The organism is Streptomyces sp. P17 (assembly GCF_032436805.1).
GTDB lineage: Bacteria > Actinomycetota > Actinomycetes > Streptomycetales > Streptomycetaceae > Streptomyces.
In genome coordinates this window covers 43,862-65,095 of the sequence record NZ_JAVRBF010000014.1, presented here as the reverse complement: position 1 = coordinate 65,095, position 21,234 = coordinate 43,862, and the positions used below count along the sequence as shown (strand labels likewise).

The window sequence follows — 21,234 nt, the reverse complement described above, 5'->3', positions numbered from 1 at the left end:
CCCGCGCTGAGGGTGGGGCTCAATCGCGCAGGTTCGCCATGGTCGGGTCGGCCTTGATCTGCTTCGAGCTGCGTACCGCGCCGAGCACCGCGGCCGGCAGCTCATCCGGCCACTCCTCGGGCTCGACCATCGTCTGTCGGCCAACGGTGAGCACGGACATCAGCAGCCCCTTGGCCACCTGCTGCTGAAGCGCCTCACGCATTCCACCCTCGCGCGGCGTGATGCCCGCCGCCTCCCGCACGGCCCGCTCGCAGTCCCGGACCAGATACGGATGCGCCGGGGCGGACAACGCCATCATCAAGTTCATCGCCTCGTGCGCAAGCCCGTCACAGAGCCGATTCCACGTCTCGCGATCGTAGCCGCCCTCCTTGTAGTAGTCGATCGCGAGCGTGACCCCCTCCATCAGCTCCTTCACCTTCGGAGCGATCTCGCCCAGGAGCTTTTGGATCTGCTCGTCACCCAGGTCGTTCAGCGGCGGCTCGTCGGCACTCAACATGACGGCGACGCTACCGATCCCCTCATGGCCACCACGCCGTTTCCCCTAGATCAGCCCAGATCAGGGGCTCCCGCACTGCTTAGCGTTGTTTTTTCCGCGAGAACTACCGGGACCCTTTGTTGTGCGCGGAGTCCTCGGACTCGCCGTCCTCGTGCTGGCGGTGCTCCTGATCGGCGGAGGACTCCGCGTCATGTGCGGGAAGCGATGCGGTGACGCCCGCTGCGAGGTGCCCGGTGGCACTCTCCCCGTACAGTCCGTGCGCGAACAGCGGGCCGAACAACAGCATTGCGAGCCACACGAGACGGGGCAGCTGCGGAGCCCGCGTACGGGCTCGCGGCAGGGCTGTGGCCGTCCGGTCCGTGAGCACGGCGTGATCAGAGCGAGTCCGGACGAGGCCGCACTCTCGACCCCGATGCCGCCCGCTCGATGCGGCCCTGTCGCCGGGTGCCCCGGGTTCGGCGCTCTTGGAGTCATACGGCGCGCCACTATAGAGACATTGTGAATTGACATAGACAGAGTGTCTCGATAAAGCTGGTCCTGTCATGAGGTCCGGACGGCGATCCGGACCGCCGGACGCGACGGGAAGGACTCCGGCATGGCCGACTCACTCCGCTACCCCCACCACCTCCACACTGACTCCGGGGAGCCGCCGGAGCCGGACGACCTCTACGCCGAACCGCCGCCCTGGGACATCGGCAGGCCGCAGCCGGCATTCCTCGCTCTCGCCGAGGCGGGTGCCATCCGGGGCCGGGTGTTGGACGTCGGTTGCGGGACCGGCGAGCACGTGCTCATGTGTGCCGGGCTCGGCCTGGACGCCACGGGTGTCGACCTCGCCTCCCGGGCCCTGCACGCTGCCGAGGAGAAGGCTCGTGAACGGGGCCGCACGGCGCGGTTCCTCCACTGGGACGCCCTGACCCTGGCCGAGCTGCGGGAAACCTTCGACACCGTGCTCGACTGCGGCCTCTTCCACATCTTCGACCGTGACGTCCGCGCCGCCTACGTCGACAGCCTGCGGGCCGTGATCTCGCCGGGCGGCCGTTACTTCATGCTGTGCTTCAGCGACCGGCAGCCCGGCGAGTGGGGACGGGTGCACAAGCTCACGCGATCTGACGTCGAGGCATCGTTCGCCGACGGATGGCGGATCGACTCCGTCGAACCCAGCACGATCGACATCACCACCGACCCGGACGGCATCCGGGCCTGGCTCGTCGCCCTCACCAGGATCTGAACCGGTGAGCGGCCGGAAAGGAACGCGATGCTGACCGCGGAAGCCCGCGTCGAGACCGAACGCGCGAGCCGCTACCTCGACCAGCTCTGCCGGCACGCCCAGCAGATGGGACGCCACCCCCACTATCGCCAGGACGCTCACGGCGGCGCTGACACGCGCAGGCACCCCGCAGTGCATCACGTCGAATGGTCCGACACCGACGGGACCGTCCGCACGAGCCTGGGCCGGTGGACCCTGCAGGCCACCCCGGACGCACTCGTGCTGCATGTCGAGGCCGCCAACGAGGAGAAGCTGCAACGGATGCGGGATCTCATCGCCGCACGCGTCGAGAAGATCGGCAGGCGCGACAACCTGACGGTGGCATGGCGACAGCCCGAAGTATCCGGCGCTCTCCCCGGCACAGGCGACCAGGCGGACGCCCCGCACGCGAAGGAGCACCACGGTCATGCGGGCGGCATGACCCGCCGGTGGACCGTGAGGGCGGTTGTCGGAGTCGTGGCGCTGATGGGCGTCGCACATCTGGTGCTGGGCGGCTCCGTGCTGGCGGCGTCGCAGTGGCTGGGCTGGGGCGCCGGAGCCGTCGTCGTGGCGGTCGTCCTGGTGAAGGTCATCGGGATGGGCGGCTTCGTCGCCCACCACCGCCGCAGGCGCGCCCGGTGATGCGCGACGGCGGGAATCAGGCGGCTGTCCCGCTCACGAGGAAGCGTCGCACCGGGGCGCAGGCTCGGCCGGGACGTGATCGAGCTGCCGGGCGGGCACTTCGGCCATGTGACCCGCCCCGGTCAGTTCGCCGACGAGTTGGTGCCGGCTCTCGCGCTCGGTGGACACGGCCCCAGGATGTGACGCCCCACATGCCCTGGGGCCATGGTCAGCAATGCCTCGTGGCCGATGGTGAAGGGGCGTGCGGCAGCGCGGAGTTCACGGTCTGCTCCAGGCAGCGCTCGGTCCGTGGGTCGGCGTGTGCGTGATCGGCGACCTGCGGGGTGGCGAGTACGAGCACGGCGACCCGGTGGTCGGACTGGACCAGCGTGACGCGCAGCGGGGCTCCCGCCCCGTTGGCCAGGACGTACTCGTAGAGCAGCGGAGCCGTCGAGCCGTGGTCCTGGTCGCCGGGACTTCGGATCTCGTGCCAGCCGCACCCGTGGAGGGCTTCGGCCAGCTGTCCGACGGCGTGCCGGGCGGCGGAGTTGTCCGCGTACGACGCGATGCGGTGCTGTGCCGTCGCGCCGCCGTCCCCCCTGTAGGTACGGGCGATCTGGTCCTCGGCGCCGGTCCCGTCGAACCACCGCAGTGCGCAGTCGCCCGGCCCGCCGGTGGGCAGCGGCGTGGTGGCGCCGTCGCCTGTGGTTGTAGTGCGCCAGCCATGACTGGCGTCCCAGGGCAGGGCTGAGGGAGACGGCAGATCCGTGCGGGGGAGGCCGCCATCGCTGTCCGGTGACGGCAGGATCGAGGCGGCCGAGACGAGACCGGGGCTGGTCCGCTCGGGGCGGTCGGCGGGCGCGCCGCCGAGCAGAGGTGGCAGGCCCCACAGACCGAGCGAGAGCAAGGCGGCGCAGCCCGTCGTGGTGACCGCCAGCCGACGACGCGTCCGGTGGTGGCGCACCCGCTCGTGCACGTCCGCGACACCTCCGCCGACGGTGATCAGGGGCTCGGCCTCGTCGGCGAAGCTGTGGAGCAGCGGGCCGAGGTCGTCCTGCGGGGGACGGCGGGTTTCGTCACTCATGGGGGAGGACCTCCTGCCGGGGCTGTGCGGCGGTCGGTGTACGACCTGTTCGTGCCGTCGAGGTTTCCGGCGAGTCGGTGAGCTGGCTGCTGAGAACGCGGCGGGCCCGCATGAGTCGCGAGCGTACCGCCGTGCTCGTCGACCCGGTCTCGCGGGCGACCTCCTCCACCGGGAGGTCCAGGAGGTGATGCAGCACCACCGCGCGCCGCTGTTCGGGGCTGAGGTGCCGCAGCGCGGCGACCAGGGCCACGTGGTCGGGTGCGAGGCCGGGCAGGTCGGGCGGTGGACCGTGCCGGAAGTGGGCGCGGAGCCGGTTGCGGGCCCGACGCCAGGTGCTGACCGCCAGACGCAGGGCGACCGTCCGCACCCACGGCGTCGGATCCCCTTGTTCGACGAGTTGCTCCCACCGCGGCCAGGCCCTGGCGTACGCCTCCTGGACCGCGTCCTCCGCCTCACCGAGGTCGCCTGTCACGGCGTACACGACGGTGACGAGCCGCTTGACGCTCTCGGCGTAGAAGCGCTCGAAGTCCCCGCGGGCGTCCGATGCCTGATCCTGGCTGTCCGTCATCGCCCCCTCCTGCGACGGCCACGCGGTCCGAAACGGCGAGTCAGTGGCGCAACGAGCTCACCGACCTCGGGGATGCGCAGCGGGCTCGCCAACACCACGACCGACAGGCCGATGACGGCGGCGCCGGCCACCAGGCCGGAGGCGTCTCCGGCGAGGCCGCCGCCCAGTTGCTCCGTGAACCAGCCGCTTGCCGCGTACGCCAGGGCGGCGCCCGGCAGGCAGGCGACGCCGAGGCGAAGGTGGGTGCCGAGCGCCCGTTCCAGGGAATGGCCCAGCCTGCGGCGCAGGACCAGCGCGGTGCAGCACAGGCCCGCCGTACAGGCGATCGCGTACGCGGCCGCGATGCCGGTGACCGCCCAGCGCGCGGGCAGCAGGACGTACGAGGCCACGGACAGCCCCGCGTTGACGCCGGCGATGACCAGGGTCAGCAGGAACGGCGTACGGGTGTCGCCGAGCGCGTAGAAGCCGCGCGAGAGCACGTACTGCGCGGAGAAGGCCGCCAGCCCGGGTGCGAACGCCGCCAGCACCCAGCCGATCGCTCGGGCATCGGCGTCGCTCACCTGCCCGTACTGGTAGGCGAGCCCGGCGAGTTGAGGCGCAAGCGTCAGGAAGAGGAACACGGCGGGCACGATCGCCACTGCTGTCGTACGCAGGGTCCGGGCGAGGCCGGCGCTCACCTGCGCCAGGTCGCCGTCGGTGGCGGCCCGGCTCATCCGGGGCAGCAGTGCGGTGACCAGGGAGACGGTGATGATGCCCTGCGGTACCACCCACAGCTGATAGGCGCTGCTGTACGCGGTGTAACCGACGCCCTCCGTGACGCCCTCGGCGACGGCCCGCACCCCGGCGGACGTGGACAGCCGGGTCACCACCCAGTACGCGACCTGGTTCACCAGGACCAGCAGAAGGGTCCAGGCGGCGGCCCGCACCGGCCGCCCGAGGCCCGAGCCGCGCCAGTCGAACCGCGGCTGCCACCTGAACCCGGCCGCCCGCAGCGACGGCAGCAGTGCCAGCGCCTGGACGGCGATGCCCGCCGTGCTGCCCAGGCCGAGCAGGAGCAACTGGCCGTCCGTGACCTCGCCCGCCGTGCTCGCGGTACGGGCGATCACCAGGTAGAGCCCGAACACCGCGATCACGGTGACGTTGTTGAGCACCGGAGTCCACATCATCGCCCCGAACCGGTCGCGGGCGTTGAGGACCTGGCCGAGCACGGTGAACACGCCGTAGAAGAGGATCTGCGGCAGGCAGTAGCGGGCGAGGGCGACGGTGAGGTCGCGCTGGGGGCCCGTGTAGTCGGTGTACGCGGAGACGATCCACGGCGCGGCCAGAACGGCTGCGGTGGTGATCGCGGTCAGGGCGGTCAGGCAGAGCGTAAGGAGCTGGGCGGTGTACGCGGCCCCGCCGTCCGCGTGCTCCTTGGCGGCGCGCACCAGCTCCGGCACGAACACCGAGTTGAGCGCTCCGCCGATCAGCAGGATGTAGACGATGTTCGGCACCGTGTTGGCGACGTTGTAGGCGTCGCCGAGCAGCGCCGTGCCCAGTGCGGCGACCACGACCGCGCCGCGGACGAACCCGGTGGCCCGTGACGCCAGGGAGCCCAGCATCATCACGGCCCCGCCGCGCAACCGGGGCGTCGCACGGGACTTCGGAACCGGATCGGTGGCGGCTTCCGCCTGCTCCTGAGCCGTCACGCCGCGTGTCCTCCCCGCCGCTTGAGCAGCTCGGTGGAATTCCCCGCCACACGCTGGGGCCGCCACGCGTGCAAGAGACAGGCGGGTCTGTCCCGCCGCCCTCCCGGCGGAGGAGTACGGAACAGATCGAGGAGACCCGCCACATGGCCGTGACAGAGGCGCAGATGTCCGAAGCCACACACACCCGCAGCTACGAGGTGCTCACCACGACCGCCGAACAGCACCGGGGATATCTGGACTCTCTCCCCGGACAGGCGAGCTTCCTGCAGTACCCGTCCTGGGCCGCGGTGAAGACCGGCTGGAAAGCTGAACAGCTCGGATGGTTCGACGACTCGGGACGCCAGTGCGGCGCGGCCCAGGTGCTGTACCGGCCACTGCCAGGAACCCGCCGGCACTTCGCCTACCTGCCGGAAGGGCCGGTGGTGGACTGGGCGGACCCGCGGCTGCCGCAGCTGCTTCAGCCGCTGCTGGACCATCTCCGGTCGGCCGGCGCCTTCGCGGTACGGATGGGGCCGCCGCTGCCGTACCGCCGCTGGAACGCCGCGGCCCTCAAGGAGGCGGTCGGTCCCGGTCGCCGCGTCGGCGACGTGCTGCCGGACCTCGTCGACCCGGTCGGCGCCGCCGTCGCGGACCGGCTGCGGGCGGCCGGATGGCAGCGCTGCGGCGAGGAGGGGAACTCCGGCGACGCGCAGCCCCGCTACCTCGTCGAGGTGCCGCTCGCCGGCCGCGGCCTCGACGACCTGTGGGCGGGGCTGAACCAGGAGTGGCGGCGCAACATAAAGAAGGCGACGAAGGCCGATGTCGAGCCCTGCGTCGGGACAGCCGACTATCTGCCGGAGTTCTACCGGCTGCTGCAGCTCACCGAGCGGCGCGACGGTTTCCGGCTCGGACGCTCGCTGGAGTACTTCCAGCGCCAGTACCGGGAGCTCAACGCGGAGGCACCTGGCCGCATGCGGCTGTACCTGGCGTGGCACGACGGGGAGGTGCTCGCCGCGCACACGCTGATCGTGGCGGGGCGCCGGGCCTGGTACCAGACGGGGGCGTCCGCGGACCACCGCCGCGAGGTGCGGCCGAGCAACGCCCTGCAGTGGCGGATGCTCCGCGACGCGCACACGCTGGGCGCCCAGGTGTACGACATGCGGGGCGTTCCCGACGTACTCGATCCCCAGGAGCGGTCTTTCGGCCTGATGCGCTGGAAGCTCGGCACGGGAGGCCAGGTCGTCGAGACGCTCGGTGAATGGGAGCTGCCACTCGAGGGCGCCGTCAACAAGACCCTGCACCGTGCCATGCAGAGGTATCTGGCACGGCGCTGAGAGCAGCCCCCGGGCGCGCGGATCGGTCATGGGGAAACAGTAGCCCGAAGTGCTAAGTAATTTAGTAGGGTGGCGCTTCCTCGACGGGTGATTGGGAGCCCGGGGGCGCGGTGCAAAAGAGGTGCGCCCGGCGGTCGGGCGCCTGCTGACACCGAGGGTGGACATGACCTGGGGGGGGATGCCTGATGAGGGCAGCAGGCAGGAGAACGTCAGTATTGAAGTCGGGGGTCAAGCGGCTCTTGGGGCGTGCTGGATTCGACATCGTGCGCAGTACCAACAACCTGGGTGGCGTCGACGACTTCATCCCGTTCGAGGCAACGGTGCGGGCTGCACGGGCGGCCGGTGTGTCGGTCGGTGACTACATCGACGAGGTCATGAACGGGACGCCTGGCGCCACCCAGTCCACCATCGATGAACTACGCGCTCTCGGCGTCTTCGCTGCCAACCCGAACACGGTGCTGGAGATCGGTCCCGGGTCCGGACGGTACCTGGAGAAGACGCTGAAGGAGTGTTCACCGGACCGCTACGAGATCTACGAGACGGCAGCGCCCTGGGCCGACTACCTGGTGGACACATTCAGCGTGGTCGCCCAACCGACTGCAGGATGCAGTCTCGCCCCCACACCCGGCGGCAGCATCGACCTCGTTCAGGCCCACAAGGTCTTCAACACCGTGACCTTCCTCTGCGCATCCCGCTACTTCTTCGAGATGGCACGTGTCACACGACCCGGTGGTCGGATCGTCTTCGACGTGATGACAGAGACCTGCCTGGACCCGGCCACGGTCAGCGCCTGGGCCACGCAGGGAGGCGCGGGGCACGGCTCCTACCCAGCCGCCATGCCTCGCCGGACATGCGTGGACCTCTTCGCGACTCTCGGCTGCAGCCTGGAGGCCAGTTTCCTGGCGCCGATGGGCGTCGCCTCCACGGAGGTGCTTGTCTTCGGAAAGGGGGCTTGACCCTCAGAAGGCTTCCGCTTGCCAATCGGCGGGGCCGGGGTGGCGTCGACGTAGAGGCGGTCGCGGTAGCCGCTGCCTTGGCGGTAGGGCCCGGTGCAGGTGACCAGCACCAGCCGGGGCGGCCCGATAGTGGTGATGAACTCGCCCGACAGTGCGGCGCCGCGGCGCACGGTGACCGCCCGAACCCGGTAGCCCACTCTGGCGGCCGCGGTGGTGACCGTGACCCGGTCACCCGGCTTGACCCGGGTCAGGGGTGCGAAGATGGCGGCCCCTCGTGGGGTGTCGAGGTGCCCGGCGATGACGGTGCTGCCCTGTCGGCTGCCGGCGGGGCGGTGTCCTTCCACCAGCCGGCCGCCTTGCCGTCATCGGGCACGGCCAGGCGCCGATCGGCCCCTGCCGTGACAGGCACCACCGCCGCATCCAGACCCACCCGGGGCAGAGCCAGGCGTACCGGCACCCGGCCCGCCGCCGAGGTCGTGTTGGCTGTAGACCGCTGGGGCGGCATCGGCAAGAGCGATGCCGCCCCAGCGGTGACGGCAGGGCGCGCCGGGACGCTGGCGGCCGCCAATGCGGCAACCCAGAGCGACAGTGTGGCCAGCGCCCACAGGGTGTGCCCCGGCGCGCCCGCCGGTCACTGGCGGCGCAGGCGCCGGCCCAGGGCGGCGGTGCCCAGTGCCGCGGCGGCACCACCGGCGGCCAGCCACCCGGCTCCGCCGGTGCCGTCGCCTTGCGAGCCGGCGGTCGCCAGGCCACCGTTGCCGGTGTCGACGGTGATCGGCTTACCGGCGATGACCGCCTCGAACTTGCCGATCTCCTCCGTCTGGGTCTTGTGCATCGTGTCGCACAAGTCGCGCAACTCGCTGTGCTTGGCGTGCTTGCGGCACTTGTCCGCCTCGGGCAGGAACTCGCGGTGATGCTGGGCGAAGTGGCGGGAGAGTTTCACGTCGAAGGCCCGACCCGACAGACCCTCAAGTTCGTGCATCATCGGCATGCTCTCGTGCGGCACGCTCGGTGTCTCATCGGTGCTGTACCAGGCCTTCAGCCACGAACGCATCGCGGCGATCTCCTTGGACTGCGTGTGCTTGATCTCCGAGCAGAGGCCCATGAGATCCGCCCGCGTCGTCTTCTGCACACACATCTCGGCCATGTGGACGCCGCCAAAGTGATGGTCGATGGTCATGGCGAGGAACTCTTTTTCGTTGAACTCGCTGTCGCCGTCCGCGACGGCAGTGGGCGCTGCGGCAAGGGCGAGTCCGGCGGCCATCAGCAGAGCCGCACCCACACGGCTCGCGGATATTATCCGGCGGTTCATGCAAACTCCGATCGATCGGGCGGTGGCACGATGCCGGAACCTGCCTTCCGTGCAAAGCGAGTAACCGACGCGGAGCCGTGCGATTCACCCGTACGCCCGGCGTGTCCCACTCGCCCAGCGGGTCAATCTGCCGTGGACTGCGGGGCGACTGCCCATTTCTCCTCAATGCGGCCGTATCGCCAGATGAGCAGCGCGGCGGCCCAGGTGACGACGAAGAGCAGGACGACGGCGTATCCGACGCTGTTGAGGTCGATGCGGCCGACCCAGTCCCAGAAGGCGCCGTGCAGGGAGAGCTTCTCGGCGGCGATCGACAGTAGTTCGACTGTGCCGATGATGAGCGCGGCGGCGACCGACAGGCCGGTGATGGTGATGTTGTAGAAGACCTTGCGGACCGGGTTGGAGAAGGCCCAGGAGTAGGCGAAGTTCATGAATGAGCCGTCGATCGTGTCGAGCAGGCTCATCCCGGCCGCGAACAGCACCGGCAGGCACAGGATCGCGTACCAGGGAATGCCGGCGCCGGCCGCGCCCGCCGCGAGGAAGAGGAGGGAGACCTCGGTGGCGGTGTCGAAGCCGAGGCCGAAGAGGAAGCCCAGCGGGTACATGTGCCAGGGCTTGCCGACGGCCCGGGTCGCCCGGCCGAGGATCCGGGTCATGACCCCGCCGCCGTTGCTGAGCTGCGCTTCCAGGTCCGCCTCGGTGTGGCCGCCGGTGCGCATCCGGCGGAAGACCTTCAGGATCCCGAGCAGGGCGACGAGGTTGAAGGCCGCGATGACGTAGAGGAAGACACCGGAGACCGACGTGCCGATGAGCCCGAGCGTCTGCTGCAGCGCGGAGTCGTCGTCCTGCACCGGTCCGGCGAGGGAGCGCACGCCGAGTGCGAAGAGCAGGGCGAGCAGGAAGACGACGGTCGAGTGCCCGAGGGAGAAGAAGAAGCCCACGGAGAGCGGGCGCTGGCCGTCGGAGATCAGCTTGCGGGTGGTGTTGTCGATCGCGGCGATGTGGTCGGCGTCGAAGGCGTGCCGCATGCCGAGCACGTACGCGGTGACGCCGATGCCGATGCCGAATGCCCCCTGGTCGCCCAGGTCGAAGTTCTGGGGGACGACGACGAGCAGCAGCGTGCCCCAACCGATGACATGCAGGGCGAGGATCACGGCCGCCAGACCGCCTGCCCGGGCCCATTCGCGGGGGGTGAGTGCTCCGCGTATACGCCGGACGAGGCCGGGCCGGGGATGGGGCGCAACGGTCATGGTGGTGTCCTTGATCCGGGTCGTGCTCAGGTCAGGTCGCAGCCCATTCTCTATGGAGATTAGTAGTTAGGTGCAAAAGGATTGCAATAACTTCAAGGCAGCTGTTGCCCTGCTGACGCGGAGTCGCGGGGGAAGTGGGCGAGCTCAGAGGGTTGAGCGCCCTGCGTGGTGGCCTTGGTGCTCGGGCCGGCTCGGCGGCCTCCGGTCGTCCGGCATGGAGTGACCGTCGCGCAGCCCGGACAGGGTCACCGTGACGAGACGGTCGGCCGCCGCCTCGGAGGGTAGGGCGGCAGCGGCGGTCAGGGCGTGGAGGCAGTAGGTCGCCAGCTCGTCGGGCGTGACATCGGCGCGGAAGGCGCCGGTCTGCGCGCCCTCGGCCAGCAGGTTCCGGACCATGTCGTGGAGCTGCCGCTGCGCTCGGACGACCCGCTCGTCCCGGTGGAGCAACGCCGCGAGTTCGGTGCCGTGGTGCCCGCGGGACTGGCGCGAGATGTGAGCGAACGCCCTCAGAACCGCCTCGAGTTGGTCGGCGGGCCCATCGGCCTGGTCCCGGACCTCCGCCAGCTGCCCCAGGTGCTCGGTGATCTGGCGGTCATGCCAGGCGATCAGGATCGCTTCGACGTCCGGGAAGTACTTGTACAGCGTGGCCCGGCCGATGCCGGCCTGTTCGGCGATCTGCGACATCGTCACCGACCGCACTCCGCGCTCGGCGGCCAGCTCCGCCGTGGTGCTCAAAATCGCGTCGCGCACCGCGCGGCGATGCGCCTCGATCGTCTCGTTCCACAGCTTGGGCACCGCATCAGTGTACGCGGCGGCGATGTCGATACATCGTGGATGACATCGTGGACAGAGTGTCTCGTAAAATACAGGTGTCGACCGTCCCGCACTCAAGCACCCAAGGAGGCATATATGGCTGACTCGCCCTCTAGCCCCGATGCCGCCGGCTATGGGGCAAGCCCCATGGCGCATCCGGGCAGCCCCGCTGGGTGAAGGCGTTCGGGATCGTCGCCGGAGCCGCGCTGCTGGTGGCGTTCGTACTCATGCACGCGATCGGCGGTGGGATGGGCGGCCACTGATCGCCATGGCCATGAACCCCCGCCTCCGCAAGCTCACCCTCGCCGCACACGTCACCTCCTCGGTCGGCCGGCTCGGCGCTGTCGTCGTGTTCGTCGTCCTCGCTGTCGCGGGTCTGGCCGTCCAGGATCCCCAGACCGTGCGCAGCGCGTACCTGGCGATGGAGCTGACCGGCTGGTTCGCACTGGTCCCTGTGAGCTTCGCCTCGCTGCTCACGGGACTCGTTCAAGGCTGTGGGGTCCGCATGGGGGCTGTTCCGTCACTATTGGGTTGTCATCAAACTGCTGATCAACGTGGGTGGCGACTGTTCTGCTGCTGGTGCAGATCCGGGTGGTCGGCCATGTCGCCGACGCTGCGGCCCGGGCGGCGCTTTCCAGCGGTGACGTCGTGGGGATGAGGGTCGAGTTGCTGGCCGACGCCGCCGCGGCCCTCTTTGTGCTGGTCGTGGCGGTGACCTTGTCGGTGTACAAGCCGAAGGGGGTGACCCGTTACGGCTGGTGCAGGCAGCACGGGTCACGGGCGCCGCAACGGCCGGCCGTCCGGGAGGACCCAGCGGCCGTCTGACGATACGCCGGCCCCCCGTGCACTGGCGGCCCCACGGCTGCACGACTCGTCTCAGCCCTGCATGCCCTCCATGCCCTCCATGCCCTCCATGCCCTCCATGGTGGACTTCTTGCCCGAGGGCGTGACGGCGAACCACTTGTCGTCCTTGGCCTGGCCGTTGATCTGTCCGACCTTTGTGTCGCCCATGTACCGGTACAGCGGCCAGCCGCCGAGGGTGAGCTGCTTCATGCCGTCCGAGCGGTCGACGGTGCCGAGCAGACTCTTCTCCACGCCCATCGTCTGTACGGAGTCCTGCGCCATGACCGGCATCCAGGTCTTTGTGCACCCGCCGGTGCACGTCGACATGGACGGGCTCGACCGGTCCATGTCGGAGCGGTAGAGCGTCATCCCCTTGTCGTCGGTGACCATGCTCCCCATGCCGTTCCCCATGTCCTTGGTCATCAGCATGGTGGTCGTGGCCATGTCCTCGCTGCCGGAGTCGCCGCTGTCCGCCGGTGCGGACGTCGCGGGATCCGACCCGGCCGACGCGGCGTTGCCGGGGCTATTCCTGGAGGCGTCGTCCGTCGAGGATCCGCAGGCCGTCAGCAGGAGTGTCGATGCGAGTGCTGCGGCCGTGGCGAGGACGATGCGTTGCCGGATCACGGAGTTTCCCTTCATCGGGAGTCACTGTCTACTTACTCCCTTAGTACGTCGGGTGGCTCCGGTCCGCTCAGCCCTGGTGTCACATGATGGAGTCTTGACCATCAGCGGCGCTCGCATGGGCGAGGCGCCCCCATGCCTGCTCAGCTCAGGTCGCGCGCCAGGGCCTCGATGGGATGCAGCCCCCTGCCGAACCGCATGATCGCCTCCCGGCTGGCCTGGAGCTCGCCGTAGGGCAGGTACCGCACCCTCAGGTCCGCGACCCGGCTGAAGGCGGGGCGCCGGATCTGGGCCCGGACCTCCTCCTCGCGCGCGTCCGGCGCGACCGGGTACATGCCGTGCGCGGCGTCCGGGTCGCCGCTGAGCGCCAGGTCGAGCATGCGCACGATGCCGGAGTGGATGGAGGTGGTGTGCTCCACCTCGAAGGCCGCGGCCGCCTTCCGGGTGGAGCGGAAGTTCTTCGTGCGCTACTCCCGCAGGAACCATGTGCGGTAGGTGCTTCCGGGGTCGTCCCGCCACCGGCGGATGAGGGCGCCGACGGCCTCGTGGCCGAGGCCGATCACGGCGGACGAAGCGGAGGAAGAGGGAGAGATCGTCACAACAGAGCGTTGTGGCACCGGACTTCGCGTTTCGTCGCGGAGTGGAGCAACGACTCAGGAAGCCAGGGGCGCGAGTCGGGTGAAGGTCTTGCCGCCGTCGCGTGACTCGTACACGCCGGTCTGTGTCGCGGCGAGGACGTGGTCGGAGTTGACGGCGGTCAGGGCCTGGGGCTGTCCGCCGGGCACGGTCGTGAGCTGCTTCCACGTCTTGCCGCTGTTCGCGCTGCTGCTCAGTATTCCGGACGTGTCGATGCCGAAGAGGGACTTCTCCGAAGGCCAGGACAGGAACGCCTGGACCTGCCCCGAGCCCTTGTCGAAGGTACGGCCGCCGTCGGTGCTGGTGACGACACCCTCGGCGGTGGTGGCCAGCAACGTGTCCCCCGCGGGGCTCACGGCGATGTCGAGGGCCTCCAGCGTCGCCCGGTCGTCCCAGCGCTTGAGGTCGTCGCTGACCCGGATCCGGCCGCCCTCGTATCCGTACACAGTGCCCTCGGCCGAGTCGAGGGAATGGAAGTCGGCCTCACCCGACAAGGACCGGGAGGTCCACGTCTGCCCCGCGTCCTTGGTGTCGATCAGGCCGACGTTGCCCGGGCGGTCGCTGCCCGGGGCGCCGTGTCCGCTGGCGATGAAGGTGTTCGTGCCGGTCACGGTGAAGCCCATGAAGTCGTCCTTGCGGTCGCCGACGAGCTTCGGCTTTTGTCCCTTGGCGACCGTGTGGACACCGTCGTGCGTCGCGACGTACACGCGGCCGTCGGCCGGGTCGATGCCGAGCCCGTGCACGTGGGAAAGGGCATCCGACGATCCCGACGTCTCGGACGACTCGTCCGTGTCGGACGTCCCGCCCGAGCAGGCGGCGAGGACCAGAGAAGCGAGTACGGCCCCCGCTGCGGCGAGCAGGGTGCGCCTGGCCGGGCGTGCGGTCACGGAACTTCCTCGGGTGGCGCGGATGGTGGTGCTCAGGGCCTGCTCGCGGCGAAGAACGGCATGCTGTCGAGGGGGGCGATCTCGACGTTCTTGCCGGTGCGCGGCGCGTGGATGGCCTTGCCGTTCCCGACGTACATGCCGTTGTGCTGGTTGTCGTTGTACCAGTAGATGATGTCGCCGGGCTGCAGATCGGACTTGGCGACCTTGCGGCCGGCGTCGTACTGCTGCTTGACGGTGCGTGGCAGCGAGACGCCCGCCGCGCGCCAGGCAGCGCCGGTCAGTCCCGAACAGTCGTAGGAGTCGGGCCCGGTGGAGCCCCACTCGTAGGGTTTGCCGAGCTGTGCGTACGCGAAATCGAGTGCGGCCTTGGCGCGGCCGCTTGCCGGGCCGTTGTACGTGGAGGCGGAGTCGCTGACGCCCGCGGTGGCGTCCTCGCGCTCCTGGTCGGCTTCCATCCTCGCGCGCTGGGCGGCGGTCATGCTGTTGAGGAGCTTGCGGGCCTTGGTGAGCTTGGCCTGGACCTCCTCCTTCTTCTCGGCGGCCTTGGCGCGCGTCTCCTCCAGGGCCTTCAGCTGCTGAGCGGCGGTCGCGCGTTCCTGCGCGATCTCGCGCTGCATGCTCTGCATGGCCCGCAGGGCCTCGGCCTGCCGGTCGCTCGTACGGCCGAGCATCTCGGCCCGGTCGAGGTAGTCGTCCGGGTCGCCGGACAGGAAGAGCTGCACGCTCGGGTCGATGCCGCCGCTGCGGTACTGCGCCGCCGCCAACGGGCCTATCTTCTCGCGCAGTTCGTTGATCTCCTGCTGCTTGCGAGCCAGCCGGTCCTGTGCGCTGTCCACCTCACCCTGGAGCTTCTTCTGCTCCTCGCGGACGGCGTTGTACTCCTCGGTCGGAGCCTCGGCCTCCTCGTAGAGCTGCTCCACCTGCTTGCGCACCTCGTCCACCGTGGGCTTGGGCGCCGCCTGGCTCTGCGTCGGCAGGAGGCTGACCGCGCCCGCCGCCATGCCGAGCGTGGCTATCCGGGCACGGCTGGGCGGCTTCGGCCGACGGTGCGTTCCCATCGTGGGCTGACTCCTCTGTGCGGTCTGTGTACGGAGCGACGGCCTGTGACCGTCGGACCGGCGCAGCGGCGTCGGTCAGTCAAGTGGTTTGAACTTAGTAGCTTCGTATTGGGTATCGCAAGCCAGTCCGAGTCACACAGGCCTCACCCGGAACAGCCGACAGGGATCGTCCGGGAACGGTCAGCCGAGGCCGGGCGGGCAGGCGACCAGCAGCGGCAGCAGCGGGACCGCCGCGGCCGCGGCGGCGACGGAACCCCACAGGGCGGGGTGAGGTGCCTTGCGCGGACCGAGGACCCGGTTCAGGCGGATCAGTACGCTCTGGCCGCCCGCCGCCAGCGCGCCCTTCGGGGTGCGGGCCGCGGCCATCTCGTACATCGCGGTGGCCAGCGCCTCGTGGGAGTGGCTGCGCAGGGCGCGGTCGTCCGCGATCATCTCCAGCAGCAGTGCCGTCTGCTCCCGGGCATGGCGGGCCAACGGCACCCACCGGAAGACCGAGTGGAAGGTCTCCGCGGCGGCCAGGACCAGGTGGTGGCGGCCCGCGATGTGGGCCTGCTCGTGCTCCAGTACGGAGCCGAGCTGCTCGGGCGTCAGCCGGCGCACGGCCGCGTCGCTGATCACGATCCGTGGACGGCGACCGGGCAGGCAGTAGGCGGCGGGAGTGTCGTACGGCAGGACGGTGGCGCACAGGTGGGCCGAGTGGCGGCCCACCAGATCGACCGCTTCCCGGTGCTGTGTCCTCGCGCGACGGGCTCGTACGACGTGGAAGGCGAAGCTCGCGACCAGGGCGATTCCGATGGCGGCGGGGACGCCGACGGCCAGACGGTCTGCCGTGTCGGGGTCGGGCTGTCCCGTGCCCACGTTCAGTCCGCAGGTGTGCAGCAGGCCCACCAGGCCCGCGTGCAGGTGCTCGGCGGGCACGGCCAGGCTGTACGCGGTGAGCGCGGCCGCGATCGAGAACGAGACCGCCAGGGCGTGCCACACCGCGGCCGCCAGGGCCGGGGCCCGGTGCGGCCAGGCGGCGCGCAGGAGCAGGCGTGGGGCCGCGAAGCCCACCACTGCCGTGTAGCCGGCCAGGGCGGGGGCCGCGTTCACTGCACTTCCTTCGCCTGCCGGCTCACGTTCCGCAGGGCTTTGCGCAAGGCGGCGATCTCTTCCTCGTCCATGTTCTCGACGAAGGCGACCAGCGCGGCCGGGCGGTCCTTGCTCTCTCCCAAGCCGTCCTCCATGAGTGCGGCGGCGTACGCCTCGCGGCTGCGCACCGGTGTGTACAGCCAGGCCCGGCCATGCTTGCCGCGCAGCAGCCAGCCCTTGGTGTACAGGATGTTGGTGACCGTCATCACCGTGGTGTACGCGACGGGGCGGGTCTTGTTGATGTCATCCACTATCTCGCGCACCGTCGCCGGACGGTTCCACGTCCAGAGACGATCCATGATTTCCGCTTCAAGATCCCCCAGCCGACGCATGGCCCTGACTTCCCTTCGCCACCGAATACGCAAGACCATAGTAGACGGCCGTTCGGGCAGGTTTTCGGGGCGAAGGCGGAACCTCATACTCGGCTGGTGAGTTCGTAGCCCGCCTCGTCGATCGCCTCTCGCGCCCGGGGATCGTCGAGCGGGGTGGTGCATGGCACGGTGCCGCGGCCCGTGCGGGCGTCGACCTGCATGTGGACGACGGCTTTCGGCGCCGAGACCTCCTGTTTCACGGCGTTCTCGCAGTGGCCGCATGTCATGCCGGACACGCGGTATTCGAGCGTCAGTACGTCGGGCACGGTTCCTCCTCTCAAGGGTGGTCATACCCTGGGCCGGTACCGCTTTGCCTTGTCTGCCTTGTCTGCCTTGTCTGCTTCGGCGGCGCCCGGGACGCGAGCGGCTGGTGATCCATGCCTACGATGAGGTCGTGACCCGCCTCGGACAGCTCACGCGACCGCACTCGACCGTGCGGTCCTGCGGGCTGCTCGTGTGCGCTCTGCTGCTGGGCCTGCTCGGCATGCACGGCCTCGGGCCGATGCCGGGGGTCGCCGCCGCGTCATCCGGGCGCGAGCGGATGGCGGTGGTCGCGCAGACGGACGTCATGGCGTCGATGCCGGGCGGATGCGATCACGGCGAAGGCGGATGTACGGGCCGGACGGACCACGCGGATCCGACCTGCGCCTCCGCGTCGGTCGCAGGGGCTCCGTCGCTGGTGCCGGTACTACTGCCCGACGCGGTGGCGTGTGCTGAGCCGGGGGAGATGCGTGCCTCCGCGGCCGACAGCGATCCCGACGGCGGTCGCGCCCCGCCCTCGCTCTCCGAACTCCAAATCCTGCGGATCTAGAGCGGCCCGCGCGTCACCGCATGCCCAGGCGGTGCCGTGCGTCGGTATGCCCTTCACAGATCCGCATTCAGGAGTTCATCCATGACCGCACACCGCAAGCTCGTCCGTCGTACCGCCATCGCCGTCACGGCGGGTGCAGCCGCTCTCGTACTCTCCGCCTGTGGCGGCGGCGGACACGACATGTCCTCCATGGGGTCCGACTCCAGCCCCTCCGCGACCGCGTCGGCCAAGGCCGGCGACCACAACGACCAGGACGTCTCCTTCGCCGAGGAGATGATCCAGCACCACCGTCAGGCCGTCGACATGGCCGAACTGGCCGCCGACCGCGCCTCCTCGCAGGAGGTGAAGGACCTCGCCACGAAGATCAAGGGGGCGCAGGACCCGGAGATCGAGACGATGTCCGGCTGGCTCACCTCGTGGGGCGAGGAAGTGCCGCAGGACATGTCCGGAATGGACATGTCGTCCTCCACGCCCGGCATGATGGGCATGGAGGACATGGACATGCTGGAGAAGGCCTCCGGCGCCGAGTTCGACAAGATGTTCCTCGAGATGATGGTCAAGCACCACGAGGGCGCCATCAAGATGGCCAAGACCCAGAAGGCCGACGGTAAGTACGGTCCCGCCGTGAAGCTCGCGGACGACGTGATCACGGCCCAGACCGCCGAGATCGAGCAGATGAAGAAGATGCTCGGCGAGAGCTGACGTATCGCCAAGTACGGTGGGCCGACAGGACGTGATCCCGTCGGCCCACCGTTCTTGTGCCGTCCGGATGCCTGGCGAACTGTTTGTGGCCGACGAAGTGCCCCGCCTTTCCGGGCGGTTGGTCCTACCGGGTGGCGGGCGGCTCACCATCATTGAGCCGGTCGGCGAGGGTGCCGCCGATGACGGCTTCCGCCACCCGGTCAAGAGGCCGCAAGGCGGCGAACTCGCCACCGGGCAGCAGACGTTCAACAGGGTGATCCGCGGCATCCACGGTGTCGCCGAGCGCGCCAACGCCCTGCTCAAGGTCACCTTCTAGGTCCTGCGCCGGGTCAGCCCCGACCCCGGCAGCATCACCGGGAACGCCCGAGCAGCCCTCGTCCCGCTCCAGATGGAGCACGGCCGCACCACCTGACCGAAGATCACGAACCGTCACGAGACGTTGCCGAGAAGGGCTCAGTGTGCGCCTGGTCGGGGGCCTTGGCATCGTCGCCCATGTGCTGCCTGAGGTCGTCGACCTGCTTGCGCAGCGCTGCCAGTTCCCGCTCGCGCGGATCGGCGCCGGAGGCTGCGGTGTTGGGATCGGTGGAAGGGGCGCCGGTGGTCTTGCGGCCGGACCGCGTCATGAACCACATCATGGCGCCCATACCCACCGGGCAGGCGAGGAGGGGCAGTAGTTTGACCAGTTCGCTCATTGTTCGGCTTCCTTGACTTCCTTGATGTTTCAGGGGCGCAGGGGAGGGGTGGACGGGCGTCAGGGCGCGGCTTTCAGGGCCCGGCGCAGGCGGCGTTCGGAGAGCCGTCCGTAGGAGAAGGGGCGGCCGTCGAGGAAAATGCCGGGGGCGAAGAGGACACCCGCCTCGGCGCCGAGCCGCCGGCCCTCCTCATCTGCCAGGTCGATCTCGGTGACGGCCAGCTCATGGTCGGCGCCGACCTTGGCCAGGACGGTCTTGGCGTGCTCGCACAGCGCGCAGTCGGCCTGGGTGAGGAGCGTGATGTGCCGGGCGCTCATGCCTGCCGCCCGGCCTCGAGGTCGGCGAGGATCTTGTCGACCTTGACGTACATCGTGTACTTGGGGGCGCCGCCGTAGTCCGCCCGCCACTGGATGGTGCCGTCGGGGCCGACGAGGACGAAGCTGTGGCCGTTGCGGGAGGTGCCCATCATGCCGTACTCGTTGGTCTGGTAGGCCTTGGAGACCTTCAGGTCCGGGTCGGAGAGTACCGGGGTCTTCAGGGCCTCGTCCTTGACCTTGCGGGCGACCAGGTTCGCCGGGTCGGTGGTGACCGAGACGATCTGGTCGATGCCGGCGTCCTTGACCTTGGCGGAGGACTTCTCCAGGTCGCGGATCTGGTCCCAGCACGGCTGGCAGGTCAGGCCCTCCTGGAAGTACAGGAGTACGGTCTTGCCCTTCAAGGCGGCCAGGCTGGCGTTCCCGCCGCCGCTGGAGGCCAGCGAGAACCCGGGCGCGGTCTGGCCGATCCCGGGGCTGCCGACCTCGTAGCCCGTGGCCGACGGCTGCTCGGACTTGTTGAACACCGCGTACAGGCCGGCGACGACGGCGATGAGGATCGCGGTGATGACCGCGCTGTTACGCAGGCGCCGACGGCGGTGCTGCCGCTGCCGCTCGCTCTCGCGTTCGGCCGCCAGGCGCGCGTGGCGCGCGGCCTTGGTTCCGGGTTTGGTGTCAGCGCCCATCGGCGGGGCCCTCCAAAGTCATGGTGCGGTCTGCGGGGGTGGTGACAGCCACGGGCTCGTCGGAAGCGGTCACCGCCGGCGCGGCGCAGTCCCCAGATGCGGATCCGCCGCACTCGGGCACCGCGGGCAAGGGTGCGGGATCCGGATCGGCCGACTCGGCGCGGGAGCGGCGGGCACGGCGGATCAGCAGGAACAGGGCCGCCGCGGCGACAGCGGCCACGGCCCAGCCGGGCAGCCAGCCCAAGGCACGGGTGGCCGCCGATGCGGCGTGCTGCAGGTCGGCGGCGAAGGTGACCCGCCAGCCGGAGTTGGGCATCGACGGTCCACTGAGCGCCAGGACGGCGGTCAGTACGCCCATGGCGATCAGCAGAATCCCAGCGAGCAGGTCACCCAGTGGCAGACTCCGCTGCCAGGAGCCGGCCCGCAGCCGTACCGTGCGGCCCTGCAGGACCCTGGCGGGACCGCGGTGGCCGCGCTCCCAGGCCAGGGCGATCACCACCAGGGGCGCGACCATGCCCAGCACGTAGACGAGCCCGACACCCAGGGCGGCGGGGAACGAGGCGGTGGCCCCGGACAGCACGGCGACCCCGGCGAGCACCGGCGCGCAGCAGGCGCTGGCGATGCCGGAGAACGCCCCGAGCCCGTAGGCGGCGCCGAAGCCGCCCCCCTGGGGGGAGCGTCCGGAGGGCATCGGCAGTTTCGGCTTCCATCCGGCGAGCACCGCCAGGCCGCCGGCCAGCATCAGCGTGCCGCCGGCCAGGTAGACCCACAGGTGGTACCGCTGGAGCGCGGCGGACAGCGCGGCGGCCCCGAGCCCGATCGGCACGATCACGGTGGCCACCCCGGCGCCGAACGTCAGCGTTCCCGCGACGACGCGGCCGCGGGAGCGGAATCCGGTGGCGAAGTAGGCCGGCAGCATCACCGAGATGCAGCACGGCGCGAGCAGCGCCACCACCCCGCCGAAGAAGGACGCCAGCAGCGTCGTACCGAAGAGCAGCTCGCTCATCCATCACCTTTCCGGAGGACCGCCAGGCTGCGCCCTCAGCGATCACCCATCTGTCTCAACCGTGCCTGTCCGCGCTTGTCCGCCGCACCGGCCGGGTCGCTGCCACGCTAGGCAGGCGGTGTGAAGGACCGA

Annotated in this window: 28 protein-coding genes and 1 pseudogene; 8 read left to right on the top strand and 21 right to left on the bottom strand. The window is 70.0% G+C overall.

Features of this window, described 5'->3' with window-relative positions; all coding sequences use genetic code 11:
- Positions 1-19: 19 nt before the first annotated feature.
- Positions 20-496, bottom strand: coding sequence for a hypothetical protein (locus tag RMT89_RS11705; protein ID WP_007491802.1), 477 nt, complete (start codon positions 494-496; stop codon positions 20-22).
- A gap of 103 nt (positions 497-599) precedes the next feature.
- Positions 600-863: a hypothetical protein gene (locus RMT89_RS11700; RefSeq protein ID WP_315883707.1), complete on the bottom strand. Its 264-nt coding sequence runs from the start codon at positions 861-863 to the stop codon at positions 600-602.
- 228 nt (positions 864-1,091) lie between these two features.
- Here RMT89_RS11700 and RMT89_RS11695 point away from each other — a divergent pair, with 228 nt between their 5' ends.
- Together RMT89_RS11695 and RMT89_RS11690 are read left to right on the top strand one after the other, a co-directional pair.
- A complete protein-coding gene (locus tag RMT89_RS11695; protein ID WP_007491800.1) occupies positions 1,092-1,724 on the top strand; it encodes a class I SAM-dependent methyltransferase in 633 nt (210 codons plus the stop codon).
- Between the two features lie 27 nt (positions 1,725-1,751).
- Positions 1,752-2,384: a DUF2218 domain-containing protein gene (locus RMT89_RS11690; RefSeq protein WP_007491799.1), complete on the top strand. Its 633-nt coding sequence runs from the start codon at positions 1,752-1,754 to the stop codon at positions 2,382-2,384.
- A gap of 208 nt (positions 2,385-2,592) precedes the next feature.
- Here the strand turns inward: RMT89_RS11690 and RMT89_RS11685 are convergent, their stop codons facing one another.
- The 3 genes from RMT89_RS11685 to murJ are packed head-to-tail and all read right to left on the bottom strand — an operon-like array spanning position 2,593 to position 5,703.
- Entirely contained in the window at positions 2,593-3,447 is an 855-nt protein-coding gene (locus tag RMT89_RS11685) for a hypothetical protein (RefSeq protein WP_007491797.1), read from the bottom strand.
- Positions 3,440-4,015 carry a SigE family RNA polymerase sigma factor gene (locus RMT89_RS11680; RefSeq protein WP_007491795.1) on the bottom strand — a complete coding sequence of 192 codons (576 nt, stop codon included), beginning with the start codon at positions 4,013-4,015 and terminating at the stop codon, positions 3,440-3,442. The genes RMT89_RS11685 and RMT89_RS11680 overlap by 8 nt, the downstream gene beginning before the upstream one ends.
- Positions 4,012-5,703, bottom strand: a complete 1,692-nt coding sequence (gene murJ, locus RMT89_RS11675) for a murein biosynthesis integral membrane protein MurJ (protein WP_007491794.1) — start codon at positions 5,701-5,703, stop codon at positions 4,012-4,014. The genes RMT89_RS11680 and murJ overlap by 4 nt, the downstream gene beginning before the upstream one ends.
- A gap of 143 nt (positions 5,704-5,846) precedes the next feature.
- On the opposite strand from murJ, the gene RMT89_RS11670 reads away from it, so the two are divergent.
- Both RMT89_RS11670 and RMT89_RS11665 read left to right on the top strand, forming a co-directional pair.
- Complete coding sequence (locus RMT89_RS11670; protein ID WP_007491793.1) at positions 5,847-7,016, top strand: peptidoglycan bridge formation glycyltransferase FemA/FemB family protein; 1,170 nt, start codon at positions 5,847-5,849, stop codon at positions 7,014-7,016.
- A gap of 185 nt (positions 7,017-7,201) precedes the next feature.
- Positions 7,202-7,972, top strand: a complete 771-nt coding sequence (locus tag RMT89_RS11665; protein ID WP_043728145.1) for a methyltransferase domain-containing protein — start codon at positions 7,202-7,204, stop codon at positions 7,970-7,972.
- Positions 7,973-8,019: 47 nt separating this feature from the next.
- On the opposite strand, the pseudogene RMT89_RS45925 reads toward RMT89_RS11665, so the two are convergent.
- The 4 genes and pseudogenes from RMT89_RS45925 to RMT89_RS11650 form a co-directional block, all read right to left on the bottom strand.
- Positions 8,020-8,316: pseudogene (locus RMT89_RS45925) on the bottom strand (class F sortase); the annotation flags it as partial.
- A gap of 287 nt (positions 8,317-8,603) precedes the next feature.
- A complete protein-coding gene (locus RMT89_RS11660; RefSeq protein ID WP_078508434.1) occupies positions 8,604-9,284 on the bottom strand; it encodes a DUF305 domain-containing protein in 681 nt (226 codons plus the stop codon).
- Positions 9,285-9,406: 122 nt separating this feature from the next.
- Complete coding sequence (locus RMT89_RS11655; RefSeq protein WP_050814999.1) at positions 9,407-10,531, bottom strand: HoxN/HupN/NixA family nickel/cobalt transporter; 1,125 nt, start codon at positions 10,529-10,531, stop codon at positions 9,407-9,409.
- Positions 10,532-10,675: 144 nt separating this feature from the next.
- A complete protein-coding gene (locus tag RMT89_RS11650) occupies positions 10,676-11,326 on the bottom strand; it encodes a TetR/AcrR family transcriptional regulator (protein WP_007491788.1) in 651 nt (216 codons plus the stop codon).
- Positions 11,327-11,902: 576 nt separating this feature from the next.
- On the opposite strand from RMT89_RS11650, the gene RMT89_RS11645 reads away from it, so the two are divergent.
- Positions 11,903-12,169, top strand: a complete 267-nt coding sequence (locus RMT89_RS11645) for a hypothetical protein (RefSeq protein ID WP_007491787.1) — start codon at positions 11,903-11,905, stop codon at positions 12,167-12,169.
- Between the two features lie 51 nt (positions 12,170-12,220).
- Here RMT89_RS11645 and RMT89_RS11640 read toward each other — a convergent pair whose 3' ends face one another.
- From RMT89_RS11640 to RMT89_RS11605, 8 genes are all read right to left on the bottom strand, one after another.
- Positions 12,221-12,826, bottom strand: coding sequence for a hypothetical protein (locus RMT89_RS11640; protein WP_315883706.1), 606 nt, complete (start codon positions 12,824-12,826; stop codon positions 12,221-12,223).
- A gap of 125 nt (positions 12,827-12,951) precedes the next feature.
- Entirely contained in the window at positions 12,952-13,227 is a 276-nt protein-coding gene (locus RMT89_RS11635; protein ID WP_007491785.1) for a hypothetical protein, read from the bottom strand.
- A 48-nt stretch (positions 13,228-13,275) separates the two neighbouring features.
- Positions 13,276-13,407, bottom strand: coding sequence for a hypothetical protein (locus tag RMT89_RS11630; protein ID WP_007491784.1), 132 nt, complete (start codon positions 13,405-13,407; stop codon positions 13,276-13,278).
- Positions 13,408-13,461: 54 nt separating this feature from the next.
- Positions 13,462-14,331: a F510_1955 family glycosylhydrolase gene (locus RMT89_RS11625; RefSeq protein ID WP_007491783.1), complete on the bottom strand. Its 870-nt coding sequence runs from the start codon at positions 14,329-14,331 to the stop codon at positions 13,462-13,464.
- A gap of 32 nt (positions 14,332-14,363) precedes the next feature.
- Positions 14,364-15,389, bottom strand: a complete 1,026-nt coding sequence (locus tag RMT89_RS11620; RefSeq protein WP_043728143.1) for a C40 family peptidase — start codon at positions 15,387-15,389, stop codon at positions 14,364-14,366.
- Positions 15,390-15,569: 180 nt separating this feature from the next.
- Positions 15,570-16,481 carry a M56 family metallopeptidase gene (locus tag RMT89_RS11615; RefSeq protein WP_007491781.1) on the bottom strand — a complete coding sequence of 304 codons (912 nt, stop codon included), beginning with the start codon at positions 16,479-16,481 and terminating at the stop codon, positions 15,570-15,572.
- Positions 16,478-16,852, bottom strand: coding sequence for a BlaI/MecI/CopY family transcriptional regulator (locus tag RMT89_RS11610; protein WP_043728141.1), 375 nt, complete (start codon positions 16,850-16,852; stop codon positions 16,478-16,480). Before RMT89_RS11610 ends, RMT89_RS11615 begins: the two co-directional genes overlap by 4 nt.
- Positions 16,853-16,935: 83 nt before the next feature.
- The gene (locus RMT89_RS11605; protein ID WP_007491779.1) at positions 16,936-17,157 is read right to left on the bottom strand and encodes a heavy-metal-associated domain-containing protein; all 222 of its coding nucleotides are present in this window, start codon (positions 17,155-17,157) and stop codon (positions 16,936-16,938) included.
- Between the two features lie 128 nt (positions 17,158-17,285).
- On the opposite strand from RMT89_RS11605, the gene RMT89_RS11600 reads away from it, so the two are divergent.
- The 3 genes from RMT89_RS11600 to RMT89_RS45920 all read left to right on the top strand — a co-directional run bounded on the left by RMT89_RS11600 (position 17,286) and on the right by RMT89_RS45920 (position 18,720).
- Positions 17,286-17,702 (top strand): DUF6153 family protein, encoded by a 417-nt coding sequence (locus tag RMT89_RS11600; RefSeq protein ID WP_244313286.1) that lies wholly within the window; start codon positions 17,286-17,288, stop codon positions 17,700-17,702.
- A gap of 81 nt (positions 17,703-17,783) precedes the next feature.
- Positions 17,784-18,404: a DUF305 domain-containing protein gene (locus tag RMT89_RS11595; protein WP_007491776.1), complete on the top strand. Its 621-nt coding sequence runs from the start codon at positions 17,784-17,786 to the stop codon at positions 18,402-18,404.
- Positions 18,405-18,471: 67 nt separating this feature from the next.
- Positions 18,472-18,720 (top strand): transposase family protein, encoded by a 249-nt coding sequence (locus tag RMT89_RS45920; protein WP_139063522.1) that lies wholly within the window; start codon positions 18,472-18,474, stop codon positions 18,718-18,720.
- Between the two features lie 103 nt (positions 18,721-18,823).
- Here RMT89_RS45920 and RMT89_RS11585 read toward each other — a convergent pair whose 3' ends face one another.
- From RMT89_RS11585 to RMT89_RS11570, 4 genes are read right to left on the bottom strand one after another with little or no spacing between them, the layout of a single operon-like run.
- On the bottom strand, positions 18,824-19,096 hold the full coding sequence (locus RMT89_RS11585; protein WP_007491772.1) for a hypothetical protein: 273 nt from the start codon (positions 19,094-19,096) through the stop codon (positions 18,824-18,826).
- Positions 19,097-19,155: 59 nt separating this feature from the next.
- Positions 19,156-19,413 (bottom strand): glutaredoxin family protein, encoded by a 258-nt coding sequence (locus RMT89_RS11580; RefSeq protein WP_007491770.1) that lies wholly within the window; start codon positions 19,411-19,413, stop codon positions 19,156-19,158.
- Complete coding sequence (locus RMT89_RS11575) at positions 19,410-20,096, bottom strand: peroxiredoxin (protein ID WP_007491768.1); 687 nt, start codon at positions 20,094-20,096, stop codon at positions 19,410-19,412. The genes RMT89_RS11580 and RMT89_RS11575 overlap by 4 nt, the downstream gene beginning before the upstream one ends.
- Positions 20,086-21,102: a cytochrome c biogenesis CcdA family protein gene (locus RMT89_RS11570; protein WP_007491766.1), complete on the bottom strand. Its 1,017-nt coding sequence runs from the start codon at positions 21,100-21,102 to the stop codon at positions 20,086-20,088. Before RMT89_RS11570 ends, RMT89_RS11575 begins: the two co-directional genes overlap by 11 nt.
- Positions 21,103-21,234 lie beyond the last annotated feature (132 nt).

Excerpts from the sequence above, each read along its gene's own strand:
- RMT89_RS11705 (WP_007491802.1), bottom strand. The coding sequence starts at position 496 with ATGTTGAGTGCCGACGAGCCGCCGCTGAACGACCTGGGTGACGAGCAG.
- RMT89_RS11695 (WP_007491800.1), top strand. The coding sequence starts at position 1,092 with ATGGCCGACTCACTCCGCTACCCCCACCACCTCCACACTGACTCCGGG.
- RMT89_RS11690 (WP_007491799.1), top strand. The coding sequence starts at position 1,752 with ATGCTGACCGCGGAAGCCCGCGTCGAGACCGAACGCGCGAGCCGCTAC.
- RMT89_RS11685 (WP_007491797.1), bottom strand. The coding sequence starts at position 3,447 with ATGAGTGACGAAACCCGCCGTCCCCCGCAGGACGACCTCGGCCCGCTG.
- RMT89_RS11680 (WP_007491795.1), bottom strand. The coding sequence starts at position 4,015 with ATGACGGACAGCCAGGATCAGGCATCGGACGCCCGCGGGGACTTCGAG.
- RMT89_RS11670 (WP_007491793.1), top strand. The coding sequence starts at position 5,847 with ATGGCCGTGACAGAGGCGCAGATGTCCGAAGCCACACACACCCGCAGC.
- RMT89_RS11665 (WP_043728145.1), top strand. The coding sequence starts at position 7,202 with ATGAGGGCAGCAGGCAGGAGAACGTCAGTATTGAAGTCGGGGGTCAAG.
- RMT89_RS11660 (WP_078508434.1), bottom strand. The coding sequence starts at position 9,284 with ATGAACCGCCGGATAATATCCGCGAGCCGTGTGGGTGCGGCTCTGCTG.
- RMT89_RS11655 (WP_050814999.1), bottom strand. The coding sequence starts at position 10,531 with ATGACCGTTGCGCCCCATCCCCGGCCCGGCCTCGTCCGGCGTATACGC.
- RMT89_RS11640 (WP_315883706.1), bottom strand. The coding sequence starts at position 12,826 with ATGAAGGGAAACTCCGTGATCCGGCAACGCATCGTCCTCGCCACGGCC.
- RMT89_RS11620 (WP_043728143.1), bottom strand. The coding sequence starts at position 15,389 with ATGGGAACGCACCGTCGGCCGAAGCCGCCCAGCCGTGCCCGGATAGCC.
- RMT89_RS11610 (WP_043728141.1), bottom strand. The coding sequence starts at position 16,852 with ATGCGTCGGCTGGGGGATCTTGAAGCGGAAATCATGGATCGTCTCTGG.
- RMT89_RS11595 (WP_007491776.1), top strand. The coding sequence starts at position 17,784 with ATGACCGCACACCGCAAGCTCGTCCGTCGTACCGCCATCGCCGTCACG.
- RMT89_RS45920 (WP_139063522.1), top strand. The coding sequence starts at position 18,472 with ATGCCTGGCGAACTGTTTGTGGCCGACGAAGTGCCCCGCCTTTCCGGG.
- RMT89_RS11585 (WP_007491772.1), bottom strand. The coding sequence starts at position 19,096 with ATGAGCGAACTGGTCAAACTACTGCCCCTCCTCGCCTGCCCGGTGGGT.
- RMT89_RS11580 (WP_007491770.1), bottom strand. The coding sequence starts at position 19,413 with ATGAGCGCCCGGCACATCACGCTCCTCACCCAGGCCGACTGCGCGCTG.
- RMT89_RS11575 (WP_007491768.1), bottom strand. The coding sequence starts at position 20,096 with ATGGGCGCTGACACCAAACCCGGAACCAAGGCCGCGCGCCACGCGCGC.
- RMT89_RS11570 (WP_007491766.1), bottom strand. The coding sequence starts at position 21,102 with ATGAGCGAGCTGCTCTTCGGTACGACGCTGCTGGCGTCCTTCTTCGGC.